General features: G+C 70.3%; 12 protein-coding genes. 7 read left to right on the top strand and 5 right to left on the bottom strand.

From position 1 onward, the window contains the following. Positions 1-2 precede the first annotated feature (2 nt). Genes FHU39_RS11380 through FHU39_RS11370 form a run of 3 tightly spaced genes read left to right on the top strand, consistent with a single transcriptional unit; the run spans position 3 to position 2,084 of the window. On the top strand, positions 3-362 hold the full coding sequence (locus FHU39_RS11380) for a hypothetical protein (RefSeq protein WP_183320436.1): 360 nt from the start codon (positions 3-5) through the stop codon (positions 360-362). 34 nt (positions 363-396) lie between these two features. Then, entirely contained in the window at positions 397-1,389 is a 993-nt protein-coding gene (locus FHU39_RS11375; protein WP_183320435.1) for an ROK family glucokinase, read from the top strand. Further along, positions 1,386-2,084 (top strand): endonuclease/exonuclease/phosphatase family protein, encoded by a 699-nt coding sequence (locus FHU39_RS11370; RefSeq protein ID WP_183320434.1) that lies wholly within the window; start codon positions 1,386-1,388, stop codon positions 2,082-2,084. The genes FHU39_RS11375 and FHU39_RS11370 overlap by 4 nt, the downstream gene beginning before the upstream one ends. Here the strand turns inward: FHU39_RS11370 and FHU39_RS11365 are convergent. Further along, positions 2,079-2,597, bottom strand: a complete 519-nt coding sequence (locus FHU39_RS11365) for a hypothetical protein (RefSeq protein ID WP_183320433.1) — start codon at positions 2,595-2,597, stop codon at positions 2,079-2,081. The two genes, FHU39_RS11370 and FHU39_RS11365, sit on opposite strands and share 6 nt — an antisense overlap. Beyond that, the gene (locus FHU39_RS11360; RefSeq protein WP_183320432.1) at positions 2,594-3,349 is read right to left on the bottom strand and encodes an alpha/beta hydrolase; all 756 of its coding nucleotides are present in this window, start codon (positions 3,347-3,349) and stop codon (positions 2,594-2,596) included. The genes FHU39_RS11365 and FHU39_RS11360 overlap by 4 nt, the downstream gene beginning before the upstream one ends. A 109-nt stretch (positions 3,350-3,458) precedes the next feature. Here FHU39_RS11360 and FHU39_RS11355 point away from each other — a divergent pair, with 109 nt between their 5' ends. The 3 genes from FHU39_RS11355 to FHU39_RS11345 all read left to right on the top strand — a co-directional run bounded on the left by FHU39_RS11355 (position 3,459) and on the right by FHU39_RS11345 (position 7,480). Next, the gene (locus FHU39_RS11355) at positions 3,459-4,325 is read left to right on the top strand and encodes a 1-acyl-sn-glycerol-3-phosphate acyltransferase (RefSeq protein WP_183320431.1); all 867 of its coding nucleotides are present in this window, start codon (positions 3,459-3,461) and stop codon (positions 4,323-4,325) included. Between the two features lie 77 nt (positions 4,326-4,402). Next, positions 4,403-5,746, top strand: coding sequence for a class II 3-deoxy-7-phosphoheptulonate synthase (locus FHU39_RS11350; RefSeq protein ID WP_183321018.1), 1,344 nt, complete (start codon positions 4,403-4,405; stop codon positions 5,744-5,746). Between the two features lie 270 nt (positions 5,747-6,016). After that, complete coding sequence (locus FHU39_RS11345; protein ID WP_183320430.1) at positions 6,017-7,480, top strand: HNH endonuclease; 1,464 nt, start codon at positions 6,017-6,019, stop codon at positions 7,478-7,480. A 6-nt stretch (positions 7,481-7,486) separates the two neighbouring features. On the opposite strand, the gene FHU39_RS11340 is transcribed toward FHU39_RS11345, so the two are convergent. The 3 genes from FHU39_RS11340 to FHU39_RS11330 all read right to left on the bottom strand — a co-directional run bounded on the left by FHU39_RS11340 (position 7,487) and on the right by FHU39_RS11330 (position 12,772). Then, positions 7,487-9,838, bottom strand: a complete 2,352-nt coding sequence (locus FHU39_RS11340) for an FUSC family protein (RefSeq protein WP_183320429.1) — start codon at positions 9,836-9,838, stop codon at positions 7,487-7,489. Positions 9,839-9,920: 82 nt separating this feature from the next. Then, positions 9,921-11,786: a Stk1 family PASTA domain-containing Ser/Thr kinase gene (pknB, locus tag FHU39_RS11335; protein ID WP_343065833.1), complete on the bottom strand. Its 1,866-nt coding sequence runs from the start codon at positions 11,784-11,786 to the stop codon at positions 9,921-9,923. Positions 11,787-11,854: 68 nt separating this feature from the next. Further along, positions 11,855-12,772: a lytic transglycosylase gene (locus FHU39_RS11330; RefSeq protein WP_183320428.1), complete on the bottom strand. Its 918-nt coding sequence runs from the start codon at positions 12,770-12,772 to the stop codon at positions 11,855-11,857. 176 nt (positions 12,773-12,948) lie between these two features. Between FHU39_RS11330 and FHU39_RS11325 the strand changes: the two genes are divergently transcribed. Continuing rightward, positions 12,949-13,320, top strand: a complete 372-nt coding sequence (locus FHU39_RS11325; RefSeq protein WP_183320427.1) for an Rv2175c family DNA-binding protein — start codon at positions 12,949-12,951, stop codon at positions 13,318-13,320.

Raw genomic sequence — 13,320 nt, 5'->3', positions numbered from 1 at the left:
CCGTGGCTGCTGAGAAGGAGACCCCCGACGGAACAGGCACCTCGTCGGTGGCGGACGAGGCTGCCCGGCTGGCGCAGGCGTTCTCGACCTGGGCGCAGAACGGCCGGGGCACGTCCTTCGGGCCGTCCGCCACGCACGAGTCCGTGACCGGTGAGGCCGCTGCCTGCGGATGCACGCACGGCGACTCGGTCGAGGCCGTGTGCCGGATGTGCCCGGTGTGCCGGGCGGCCGGCCTGCTGCAGGCCGTGCAGCCCGAGCTGCTCGACCGCGTCGCCGACCTGCTGAGCATGGTGGCCGGTGGCCTGCGCTCGGCGGCCGAGGAACGCCGGACCGGCGACGCGACCCACGACGACGCCGACTGACCGCGGTGGGTCACGACACGAAAGGACCGGCACGGTGACCGATCCGCAGGACGCACTTGCCATCGGCATCGACATCGGTGGCACCAAGGTCGCCGGTGGGCTGATCGACCCGTCGGGCGCGGTCGTCGACCAGGTGCGCCGCGACACCCCGCACCGCACCACCGAGCCGAAGGTCGTCGAGGACCTCATCGTCGAGGTCGTCGAGGACCTGCGCGGGCGCGCCGCGTCCGAGGTGACCGCGGTGGGCATCGGCGCTGCCGGGTTCGTGGCAGCCGACCGGGCAACCGTCGTCTTCGCGCCCCACCTGTCCTGGCGTCACGAGCCGCTGCGCGAGACGCTGGTGCAGCGTCTCGGCACCCCGGTCTTCGTCGACAACGACGCCAACGCGGCGTGCTGGGCCGAGTACCGATTCGGCAACGTGCAGGACGAGTCCCACGTGCTCATGGTCAACCTCGGCACCGGTATCGGTGGCGCCATCCTGGTCGACGGCCGGATCGAGCGCGGCCGGTTCGGCATCGCCGGCGAGTTCGGGCACATGCAGGTCGTGCCCGGCGGGCATCGGTGCGAATGCGGCAACCGCGGTTGCTGGGAGCAGTACGCCAGCGGCAACGCCCTGGTCCGCGAGGCCCGGTCGCTGGTGGTGTCCGGGTCACCGCTCGCGCACGACCTGGCCGACGCCGTCGGCGGTGACCCGCTGCAGCTGACCGGCCCGATGATCACCGAGGCGGCCCGTGCCGGTGACCCCACCGCGGCGGAGCTGCTGAGTGAGGTCGGCACCTGGCTGGGCACCGGACTGGCCAACCTGGCGAACGCCTTCGACCCGAGCGCGTTCGTCATCGGCGGCGGGGTGAGCGCCGCCGGGCCGCTGCTGCTGGACCCGGCCCGGGACTCCTTCCGGCGGCACCTGGCCGGTCGCGGTTACCGCCCGGAGGCCCGGATCGTGCAGGCCGCGCTGGGGAACGAGGCCGGTTTCGTCGGCGCGGCCGACCTGGCGCGCAGCGCGGTCGCCGGGACGGAGCAGCCATGACAGAGGAGGCACGGGCGCACAGCGTCCGCGTGGCGTCATACAACGTGCGGGGGCTGAAGGACGACCGTGCCGCACTGGTGGAGATCATCACCACGATCGCGCCCGACGTGCTGTTGCTGCAGGAGGTGCCGCGGCACCCCGTGTCCGGGCACCGGATCGCGGGCTTCGCCGACGAGGTCGGGCTCACCTGGTTCGGTGGCAGGCGCTACCGGATGAGCACCACGGTGATGACCAGCCTGCGACTGGACCTGCTCGACGCGCGGCACGGACCGCTGCCGGTGCGCCGGTTCGACGAGCCCCGCGGCTTCGGTATGGCTACGGTGCGGCTGCCGGGCCACCGTCCACTGGTGGCCTGCAGTGTGCATCTGTCGCTGCGTGCGACGGACCGGGGGGCCGAGGTCAAGGCCCTGCTCGGTGAGGTCGGGCCGCGGCTACCGGTGGTGGTCGGCGGCGACCTCAACGAGGAACCGTCCGGGCCCACCTGGCGACGCCTGGCGGGTGAGCTGCACGAGGTGTCGGCGTCGGCGCCGACGTTCTCCGCGCGGGACCCGCACAAGCAGATCGACGGGATCTTCGCCACCGAGGGGCTGCCCGGCGTCATACCCGAACTCGACCTGGACGCAAGGCTGCTCGCCGCCGCGACCGATCACCTGCCGGTGGTCGTCGACCTGGACGTCAGCACGTTGGCGTCATAGCACCGCGCCGTCGTCGTCCGGGTCGTCGTCGTGGTTCTTCGGCGAGCGCATGATCAGCTGGACCACTCCGGCGACGAACACCGCGCACGCGAGCACCCACCACAACGACTGCGCGTAGCGGTCGAAGAACAACAGGTAGAGCAGCCACAACGGCCCGCCGACCAGGCAGCCCATCATCGTCCAGAAGCCGATGTCCTCCTCGCTGCTGGGCAGCGGGCGGGGCGGCGCGGGCACGAAGGTCTCGTCCTCGTCGTCCAGCAACGACGCCGACCCGCTCGGCGGCATCCGCCACTGTGCCGGCAGCTCCGCGAGCGGTGCGGCCGGCGTGTCGTCGTCGACGTCGTCGTTGTCGCCGGGCTCGGTCTCGGCCACCGGGTGCTCGCGGCCGCCGTCGGTGGTGTTCTCCGGCGTGTCCCAGTCGGCCTCGTCGGCCCCGAACTGGGCCACGATCTCGGCGAACCGGCGGTCTATCTCCGTCTGGTTCTCCGGCTCCTCGCGACCCTCGAGGCTCATGACGAGGCCGCCGTCACGCGCTGGATGAACTGCACGGTTTCATCCTCGATCAGCTGGGCATCGTTGTCGAGGGTCGCGACGTGATAGCTGTCGTGCAGCAGGACCTCGGTCTTGTCGGCGCTGGAGACCCGGGCCAGGAGCAGCGCCGAGCACTCCGGTGGCACGACGTGGTCGTCGGGGGAGTGCAGCAGCAACACCGGCTGGGTGATCTGCGGCAGGTCCCGGGTGACCTGCTCCCACATCCGTCGCTGGGACTGCAGCGCCCGTAGCGGGGTGCGCTCGTAGGCCAGCTCGGAGACGCCGGGCTTCTTGATGTCGCCTGCGATCGAGGCGATGGACGGTACGACGTGCTGCAGCACGGGCAACGCCTTGAGCCGGATGTCGCGCATGACGTACGCGGGGTTGATCAACACCAGTCCGCCGATGCCGTGCGGATGCTGCTGTGCCGCGAGCGTGGCGAGGGTGCCACCCATCGACATACCGACCGCGACGATGTGATCGCAGCGCTGGGCGAGCTCGGTGTATGCGTCGTCGACGGCGGACCACCAATCGGTCCAGCGGGTCCGGTTGAGGTCCTTCCAGTGCGTGCCGTGTCCGGGCAGCCGCGGCAGCCGGACGGTGAATCCTTCGGCGGCGCACCGCTTGGCCAGCGGCAGCATGCTCTGCGGCGAACCCGTGAATCCGTGACACACGAGGACGCCCGTGCGTGTCCCGTCGTGGGCGAAGGGTTCGGCTCCCGGCAGCACGTTCATCGTCGTTCCTTCGTGCGGGTCACAGCGTGGTCGACTTCATCCTTTCACCTCCGGGGCGGATGCGGGGTGGCTGCCGTATCCTGCACGGACCAGTGAGAAGGAGACGTGGGTGTTCTATTGGCTGCTCAAGTGGGTGCTCCTCGGCCCGTTGCTCAAGGGCGTGTTCCGTCCGACGGTCGAGGGAGCCCAGAACGTCCCGGAGCACGGACCCGCGATCCTGGCCAGTAATCACCTGTCGATCGCCGACTGGCTCTTCATGCCACTGGTCATCCCGCGCCGGGTGACGTTCGTCGCCAAGGCCGAGTACTTCAACACCCCGGGTCTGAAGGGGCGCCTGCAGAAGGCGTTCTTCTCCGGGGCGGGACAGGTGCCGATCGACCGGTCGAGCGGCACTGCCGCCGCGGGCGCGTTGGAGACCGGGCTGCGGATCCTGCGCAGGGGTGAGCTGTTCGGCATCTACCCGGAGGGCACGCGCTCGCCGGACGGACGTCTCTACAAGGGCAAGACCGGCATTGCCCGTATCGCCCTGGAGTCCGGTGCGCCGGTGATCCCGGTGGGAGTCATCGGCACCGACGTGATCGCACCGCAGGGCAAGCTGTTCGGCCGGATCATCCGGCCGCACGTGCGCTTCGGTGAACCGATCGACTTCGACCGCTACGAGGGGATGCAGGACGACCGCTTCGTGCTGCGCTCGATCACCGACGAGGTGATGTACGAGATCATGCTGCTGAGCGGTCAGGAGTATGTCGACGTCTACGGCTCGTCGGTGAAGAAGGGCCTGACCCAGAAGGCCAAGGAGATCGGCGGCGGCGCCGCGGCGCTCGCCACGCACGCCAAGGACCGGCTGCAGCATCACAAGGATGAGGCGGCACCGCAGGGCGACGCCGCACCAAAGGGCGACACGGACGGTTCCACCGAAGCACCGGACGAGACCGGCTCGGACACTCCCGCGGCGGACGGGGCACGGTCCCAGTAGGCAATACCGCTGGAGTCACGCTCCGGCGACGCCCGTACCCTTGACGGGTGAGCACGACAGCACCCGATTCCTCCACCATGCACCGACTGCTGACCGAACAGGTCGAGTGGGCCGATCTGCCCGCCCTGCAGCAGCCGCGGTGGCCGGACGCCGGAGCTGTCCGTGCGGTGCGCGGCGAGCTCGCCGCAGCGCCCCCGCTGGTCTTCGCCGGCGAGTGCGACGTGCTGCGTTCCCGGCTCGCTGCGGCGGCGCTCGGTGAGGCGTTCGTGTTGCAGGGCGGTGACTGCGCGGAGCGTTTCTCCGAGGCGACCGCCGACAACATCCGCGACCGGGTCAAGACCATCCTGCAGATGGCGGCGGTGCTCACCTACGGTGCGAGCACGCCGGTGGTCAAGATCGGCCGGCTCGCCGGCCAGTACGCCAAGCCGCGCAGCAAGGACACCGAGACCCGCGGTGACGTGACATTGCCCGCGTTCCGCGGCGACATCATCAACGACTTCGAGTTCGACGCCGATGCCCGCACACCCGACCCGCAGCGGCTGCTGCGCGCCTACCACACTGCGTCGTCGACACTGAACCTCGTACGCGCTTTCACCACAGGCGGTTTCGCCGATCTGCGGCAGGTGCACGAATGGAACCGCGGCTTCATCGCCAACGCCGCCTACTCACGCTACGAGTCGATCGCCCGGGAGATCGACCGGGCGATGAAGTTCATGCTCGCGTGCGGCGTCGACTTCGACTCGACCCCGCTGTCCGGTGTGGAGTTCTTCGCCAGCCACGAGGCGCTGCTGCTGGACTACGAGCAGCCGCTGACCCGCATCGACTCCCGCACCGGCAACCCCTACGCCGTGTCCGGCCACTTCGTGTGGGTGGGGGAGCGGACCCGCCAGCTGGACCACGCCCACGTGGATTTCGCCGCCCGGATCCACAACCCGATCGGCGTCAAGCTCGGCCCGACGGCCGACCCGGACGACGTCGTGCAGTTGATCGACCGCCTGGACCCCGAGCGCACGCCGGGTCGCCTCACCTTCATCACCCGGATGGGCGCGGGCAACGTCCGGGACAAGCTTCCCGCGATCGTGCGCCGCGTCACCGAGACCGGTGCGAAGGTCGTGTGGATCTGCGACCCGATGCACGGCAACACCTTCGAGTCCTCGACCGGCTACAAGACCCGCGAGTTCGACGACATCATCGAGGAGGTGCGTGGCTTCTTCGAGGTCCACCGCGACCTGGGGACCGTGCCCGGTGGCCTGCACGTCGAGCTGACCGGCAACGACGTCACCGAGTGCCTCGGCGGCAGCGAGAAGATCATCGACGCCGACCTCGAGAAGCGCTACGAGACGGCGTGCGACCCGCGGCTGAACCACCAGCAGAGCCTCGAACTGGCCTTCCTCGTCGCGGAGATGCTCTCCAAGCGCTGACGGGCCCGGCGCCTCCCCGGGACCGGCTTCCCCCGTCACTGACGGCTTCCTCACCGAGTGATCTCGCGGTCGCTCGGGATCGCGCCTTCATGCGCGATCCCGAGTTGCGTGGACCTGTCGTCGCCTGCTCGTTGCCTGGTACTGGGTGCCGTGCATCCACATCCCCCTGTCGTGACCTGTGGACGATGAGCCGGTTTTGCAGGGGATGTGGATAACAATACTCAGCGAAAAGCATTGTGCTGCAGGAGTATTCGTGACATACTCGAACACATGGACGAGGAACCGCGGGACAACGGACCAGGCGCCGGCGGCGTACTGGACGTGACCGCGGTGCGCGCCTTCCACGACCGCCTCGACACGCCCCTGACCGCCGGTGACGGCGCCGATGTGGAAGCCCTGGTGGAAGAGTTACGGGTCCTGGACGAGTTACGCAACGCGATCACCGCCCGGCAGGCGCGGGCGGTCGTGGCAGTGCACGACGCCCAAACCGCCCGCGACATCCCGCGCGGGATCACCGCGGCGGACACGACCCGGGTGGTCGGCTCGCAGGTCGGGTTCGCCCGCCGGTGCACCCCACACCAAGGTGCCGCGTTCGTGGGGTTGTGCCACGTGCTGGTGGGGCACATGCCGCACACGCTGGCCGCGCTCGCCGCCGGCGTCATCTCCGAGTGGGACGCGACCCGGATCGTGCGGGAAACCACCGGCCTGACCGGTGACCAACAATCCGGCGTCGACGCCGGGATCCGCGACCACCTCGGCACCGCCTCCGGTGCCCGGCTCGCCGCACTGGCGAAAGAGCAAGCGATGCTGGTGGCCGCCGAGGCGGTCGCGGCACGCCGCCGCGCCGCTCACGCCCGGCGTGGGGTGAGCCTGCGACCCGCCGGTGACACCATGGCCTACCTGACCGCGCTGTTACCGGTCAAGGACGCCCTGGCGTGCATGGCCGCCCTGGAAGACGCCGTCACCACAGCGCGTGAAGCCGCCGCCGACGCCGGGGCAGACCCGGGCAGTGTGCACCGGGGGCAGGTGATGGCCGACACCCTGGTGGAACGCGTCACCGGCAGGGCGAAAGCGCACGAGGTGTTCGGGGTGACGGTGAACCTGCTCATGCCCCTGGACACGCTGTTGGGTGACACGCCCGCCCGCGTGCCCGGGTACGGGCCGGTGCCGGCGGACCTGGTGCGTGAATGGGTGGCCACCGGGGACCCGACCGGTCCGCGGCTACGCCGGTTGTTCACCCACCCCGGCACCGGCGACATCATCGGGATGGAGTCCCGTGCCCGCCGCTACCCGGGGTTGCTGGCCCGCCTGATCCTGTTCCGCGACCAGACCTGCCGCACGCCCTGGTGCAGCGCGCCGGTGCGGCACACCGACCACATCACCAGGCACACCGACGGCGGCGCCACGTCCGAACGCAACGGGCAAGGACTGTGCGCCCGGTGCAACTACGCCAAAGAACACCCCGACTACCACGTCACCGGCCACGCCGGACACACGAGCACCACGATCGGCGGGCTCACCGCAGCCAGCAGGCCACCCGCACCACCCGGCATGCCACCACCCACCGACTCCCACCCCGAACACACCCTGATGACCATCATCTGGGACCACAACCTGTCCCAACGCGACCAGCAGACCCGGCACCATGAACACGACAAAGAACAACACGACTTCGAAGGACAACCCGACCCCTACCAGGAGCCCGACGACACCTGGACGCCCGACGACGACTAGCGTCCGTCAGCCCGGCTGGGCGGGCACCGAGTCGAGGGCACGCACCTGTAGGTCCGCCGCGTCGGCGAAGGCCGCCATCGACTCGTCCAGCAGGCAGACGTCGCGCAGCAGCAACTGGGCCGGGGTGATGAGTTCGGCGTCGGCGCGGTGGGTCGCGATCGAGTCGAACAGTGACGCGGTCCGCGTGTAGGTGTGCTCCGCGGCGCGCCGGTCCTCGGTCAGACCGTCGACGATCGCCTGGACGGAGCAGCTGAGTGCGGTCCGTGCCTGGTCCAGCGCGCCCGCGTCGGCGCCCAGGTCGTTCGCTGCGATGGAGCCGCTCTCGCGCAGCAGCATCCTCGCCCGGTGCACCGACGCGTCCGCCGCCGAGCGCAGCTTGCGGTGCACGTCGCTGCCAGGGCCGGGCAGGCCGCGCAACGGCTTCAGCGACGCGACCAGTGTCTGGTGGGTGAGGTCGAGCTCCCTTGCGGCGGAACGGAGTTCGGTGTCGGCGCAGTCGCCGGTGACTCTGCGCAGCGTGCCGTCGACGAGCGTGCGCACGGCCGCGGCATGATCGCGCGCGGCGACCCGGACCACCTGCCACGAACGCAACGGGAAGACCAGCAGCACGGTCAGGATCGCGACGGCGGCGCCGATCGCCGTTTCCTCCAGCCGCAGCTGCAACAGGCCGTCGGAGAACTCACCCAGCTCGACATACAGCAACGAGACCATGACCGTGATGCCCACGACCATGAAGGCATAACTGATCCGCAGGAAGTAGATGCCCAGTCCGATGGAGAGGAGCACCACGAGCACCGCGAGATTCGCATCGCCGCCGACGACGTGCGCGAGCCAGGAGCCGAGGAAGACGCCGATCAGCGTGCCGATCACCCGCAGCAGCCCCTTGCGGACCTGCTCCGTCGCGTTGTTCGCGCCCATGAACGTCACGAACGCAGCGATGACCGCCCAGTAGAACCGGCGCTCGGACAGCACACTGCCCAGGAGTATGGCGCCGGTGACGGCGACGCCGATCTGGATGGCGACCCGGACGTTGGAAGCCATCCGGACACGGTCGGCCAGCCGAGGACCGCTCTCGGTCGACGCGCTCGCGCTGACCATCGACGAGCCCGGCAGCCAGCCGCCCACGAGAGTGACCGACGGGGTGAATGCGGGGTCGTCGTCCGGAGCGGCGTTCGGCGTCCGGGGCGACAGGGTCGCGATCCGCGACCAGTCCCGCACGCTCGTCGCGAACCGGTGCAGGATGATCCGGCGCCGCGCCGAGGCGTCGTCGACGGGTGGACGCGCCGCCACTTCCTGCAGTCGCTCGTAGAGGCGGGCGGCGGTGATCCGTGCCGTGGCGGGGTCGTGCCGGCCGACCGCCAGCAGGGCGGTGCGGACCAGCGCCCGGTCACCGCGCCGCATGCCGTGACGGCCCAGCCCTGCCGCGAACCGGGCCATGTTGACCAGGGACTGCTCCGCGTCGAAGACGGCCTGGTGCAGTTGGCGTGCGGTCAGTCCGTCCGGAACCGCACCCGGCGCGCCGAGCGCGGCGTCGATCATCAGCGCGGTCTCGTTGAGCCGTTCCGCGCGACGCTGCAGGCGTTCGACGGTCCGGCGGTCCTCGGGATGGTCCAGCACCTCCAGCGCCGTGTCGACCAGCGCGCGCGCACGACTGCCGAAGGTCCGGCGGACCCGTGCGAGCGTGCGCCGGCGACTGGGATGGAACAGTGCGAGCTGGGCGAGAGCGGCGACCAGTGCCCCGAGGACGACCTCGGGTGCGAACCATTTCAGGGTGGCGAAGCCGACCTCCTCACCGAGGAAGAAGCCCATGAAGTCGCCCATGAACATCAGTTGCCCGCCGAAGAAGCCCCACGGGCCGAAGCGGCGCAGGTAGGCGCCGCCGGCGAGGATGAGGGTCAGCAGGGTGAGCGCCAGGGGCCGGTGGTGGCTGGTGGCCAGCCCGATCGCCAGGCCGGCGACCATCGGCACCGGCATCAGCAGGATCGCCAGGTAGAGGGTCCGCACGGTCGGGAGCATCGGCGCGGCGAAGGTCGCCATCATGCAGACCATCGCGCCGATCATCATGGCGATCACCAGCATCGCGTGGTTGGCCGCGGTGACCTGCGCCAGCGGCGCACCCGACAACCCCGTGGTCGGCGCCTGCAGCGCGCCGGTCAGCCGGACGAAGAGGCGCTCGGCCAGCAGCGCGGCGCCGATGCTGACGACCACCTGGAGCGCCATCCGGAGCCGGTTGAGTCCCGGGTCATGGGTGAGCAGCCGATCGAGCCACTCGGCCCGCGGGCGGCGGCGCGAGGCTGCGGCGTCGGGTGCGGGCTGCTGGAGGTCCGACGAGTGGGAAGGTGCGGCGATCCCCGTCATACGACGTACGAGGCGAGGGATCGGAAAATCACTTAGCCATCCTATCGGATGGACCCTCCGTTTCCCAATGTCCCGCCGGGGGTCAGACGACGTCGATGGTGATGGTGCTGCCCTCGGGTGCCTGGCTGAGCGGCTTGACCGACTGCCCCTGCACCTGGAACAGCACCGGCACGAGCAGCGGGTAATTGGTCTTGACGTGGAAGCCCAATGCCTCGAGCTTGTCCTTGGCCGCACCCGACGACATGCCGATCACCTTGGGCACCGTGACCATCACCGGGCCCTTGGACACGACCAGCTGGATCCGGTCGCCCTTGTGGCCGGTGCCGCTGGACGGGTCCTGGCGGATGACGTCGCCGGCGGGGACGGTGGCGCTGTTCTGCCCGGCACCGAACGTGACCGTGAAGCCGGCGTCGGTGAGCTGCTGCTTCGCGTCGTCCTTGGGCTGGCCGGTCACGTCGGGGATGTCGATCGGCTGCTTGCCCTTGCTGACCACCAGGTCGATCTTGGTGTCGCGCTTCTGGGCCGTGCCGCCGTCGGGGTCGACCGACACGACCCGGCCGGCGTGCACCTGCTCGTCATACGCCGTGGTGACGGTGCCGACCGTGAGGTGCGAGCGGTGGATCGCGGCCCGGGCGGCCGCCTCCGTCTTGCCGACGAGCGACGGCACGGTGAACCGCTCCGGCCCCTTGGACACGGTCAACGTGACCGTGGAGTTCTTGCGGGCCTCGCCGCCGGATCGCGGATCGCTCGACACGACAACGCCTTTGGCGATCTTCTCGGAGAAGACCTGGCGCACCTTCGCGTGCAGCCCGGCATGTTGTACGGCGCTCACGGCGCGTCCCTGGGCGACGCCTGCCACGGTGGGCACGGCGACCCGGCCGAGCGGCCCTGCGGTCAACGCCCAGCCGCCCACGCCGCCGACCACGACCAGGAGCGCTACCAGGATGCCGGCGATCCACGGCCAGCGACGCCGCCGCGCGCGGCCGGTGGAGGGAAGCCCGTCCCGGTCGAAGTGCTGGGTGCGGCTCGCGGCGAGCGGACCGGTCTCGTGCGACCCGGCGGTGGCGAGCTGCTCCGTCTGCGGCACCTCGGCAAGGACGTCGTTGCTCAGCCGGGCGCGGGTGGCCAGCAGCTCCTGCAGCAACTCGCCGGCGTTGGCCGGGCGGTCGTCGGGGTCCTTCGCCGCCGCCCGCAGCACCAACTCGTCGATCTCGGTCGGCACCGACGGCACCGCGTCCGACGGTCGCGGCATGGTGCCGTGCACGTGCTGGTAGGCGACATTGATCGGGGAGTCACCGGGGAACGCCTTCTCGCCGGTGAGCATCTCGAAGAGCAGCAGACCGGCGGCGTAGACGTCGCTGCGTTCATCGGCGCGGCCGTACTCCACCTGCTCGGGGGACAGGTACGCGGCGGTGCCGAGCAGCACCTCGCTGTCGCCGGTGACGGTGTCGGTCGTCACCGCCCGGGCGAGGCCGAAGTCGGCGACCTTGACGGCGTGCTGCCCGATCAGGACGTTCTCCGGTTTGACGTCGCGGTGCACCAGGCCGGCACGGTGCGCTGCGTCGAGCGCGCGCAGGATGCCCTCGCCGACCTCGAGCGCCTGACCGACCGGCAGCGGCGCGTCGCGGCGGATCAGCTGCCGCAGCGTCTGGCCCCGGACCAGCTCCATCGCCAGGAAGACGAAGTCCTCGTCGGCGCCCTGGTCGGTGACCGCGACCACGTTGGGGTGCGTCAGTCGGGCCGCCGACCGCGCCTCGCGCCGGAACCGCAGCACGAAGTTGTCGTCCCGCGCCAGGTCGGGGCGCATGATCTTCAGGGCGACCTCGCGGTCGAGGCGCTGATCGAGGGCGACATACACCGAACCCATGCCGCCGTCCGCGAGGTGCTCGCGGATGACGTATCGCTTGTCGATCGTGCGACCGACAAGCGATGGGGCGGATACTGACACGCTCAAAGTCTACGAACCTCGTGCTTCAGGCGCCTGCCACGGCGCGCCATGGGGCGAATCGTCTCCTACTAGAGACGGTGCATCAGGGCACGTACGTTCCGTATGTATTGCCGCGTGTCCGTGTAGGGGCCGTACTCCCGCATGGCGCCGAGGCCCTGGTAGTAGCCGCCGATGGCCTGATCCAGGTCCTTGGAGTTGCTGGTCAGGTAGCGCAGGATCGTGACGCCGGCGGTGACGTTGTCATGGGCGTCGAGCAGATCGAGCCGGCGGCCCACCATCGTCGAGGCCCACTCGCCGGACTGTGGCATGACCTGCATGGTGCCGATCGCGTTGACCGGTGACACCGCCCGCTGGTTCCAGCCGGACTCCTGCCAGCCGATGCCCAGGGCCAGCCGGGGGTTGACGCCGTAGTGTCGCGCGGTCCGCTCGATCAGCTTCTTGGTCTCGGTGCGGGTCGGGACCGTGCGCTTGGCCAGCGCGGCCCGGGTGGCGTCCGCCTTGGACCTCGGCTTGTGCGCCGTGGGTGCGTGCTTGCGCGCCGTGGTGTGTCTGGTGGTCGCCGGCTTGCGCCGGCTGCTGCGGCTGGTCGTCGTGGCCTTCTTCGGTGCCGTCGCCTTCTTCGGTGCCGTCGCCGGCTTCGGCGCCGCGGCAGGGTGTGCGGTCGCACTGTGCGGTATCCGGATCGTCGCGCCGCGCAGGATGATGTTCGGGTCGCCGATGTGGTTCGCCTTGACCAGCGCCGCGAGGGACACGCCGTGCCGGACGGCGATCGTGCTCAGGTTGTCACCGGGTCGCACGCGGTACGGCGACGCGCTGCGCACGACGCGCTTGGCGACCGTCGTGCTGCGCCGCGGGTGCAGCTTCGGCGCCGTGGACTTCTTCGGCGCTGTGTGCTTGGCGGCCTTCTTCTTGTCGGCGTGCGTGTTGGCCTTGGCGTGGATGGCGTGCGCGGTGACGAGCGGCGCGCCGGTCGTGAGCGGTGCCATGGGGGTCTCCTTCGCCATCCGGCACGCGCGAGGTGCATGTGCCGGGTGTGGCAGCTGGGGCAGGTGTGACGCGTCGTCAAAGTAGCCGCTCACCGCTGCGCGGTGGCCGACCCGCAGGTGACAGGCGTGTCGAGGGCGCTGATCGCGGACCGGGCGACCCTTCTAGACTCGCCTGCGTGACTGATGCGGCGAGTGATCTGGAGACCCTGGTCGGCGAGTGGCTGTCGATCCCCGAGCTCGGGGACGCGATCGGGCTGACCCAGCGCCAGGCCCGCCGGCTGGTGGACGACAAGGTCGTGCTGGCGCACCGCGTCGGTCCCAACAACGCGCTGTGCGTCCCGGCCGCGTTCGTCGAGGACGACCACCTGCTCACCGGCATCGAGGGCACGATCACCGTGCTGCTCGACGCCCGCCTGTCACCGGACGAGGCGTTGGAGTGGCTGTTCACCGTGGACCCGACCCTGCCGATCGAGGGTTCCCCGATGACCATGCTGCGGGCGCACCGCAAGGCAGAGGTGCGCAAGCGCGCGTCCGAGCTCGCCTTCTGA

It is taken from the genome of Flexivirga oryzae (genome assembly GCF_014190805.1).
In the GTDB taxonomy this organism is placed as follows: Bacteria; Actinomycetota; Actinomycetes; order Actinomycetales; family Dermatophilaceae; genus Flexivirga; species Flexivirga oryzae.
This window is presented reverse-complemented; position numbering and strand designations above follow the sequence as displayed.

Bases quoted from the DNA above. Each gene is read 5' to 3' on its own strand.
- FHU39_RS11370 (WP_183320434.1), top strand. From the start codon at position 1,386: ATGACAGAGGAGGCACGGGCGCACAGCGTCCGCGTGGCGTCATACAAC.
- FHU39_RS11365 (WP_183320433.1), bottom strand. From the start codon at position 2,597: ATGAGCCTCGAGGGTCGCGAGGAGCCGGAGAACCAGACGGAGATAGAC.
- FHU39_RS11360 (WP_183320432.1), bottom strand. From the start codon at position 3,349: ATGAACGTGCTGCCGGGAGCCGAACCCTTCGCCCACGACGGGACACGC.
- FHU39_RS11350 (WP_183321018.1), top strand. From the start codon at position 4,403: ATGCACCGACTGCTGACCGAACAGGTCGAGTGGGCCGATCTGCCCGCC.
- FHU39_RS11345 (WP_183320430.1), top strand. From the start codon at position 6,017: ATGGACGAGGAACCGCGGGACAACGGACCAGGCGCCGGCGGCGTACTG.
- FHU39_RS11340 (WP_183320429.1), bottom strand. From the start codon at position 9,838: ATGACGGGGATCGCCGCACCTTCCCACTCGTCGGACCTCCAGCAGCCC.
- FHU39_RS11330 (WP_183320428.1), bottom strand. From the start codon at position 12,772: ATGGCACCGCTCACGACCGGCGCGCCGCTCGTCACCGCGCACGCCATC.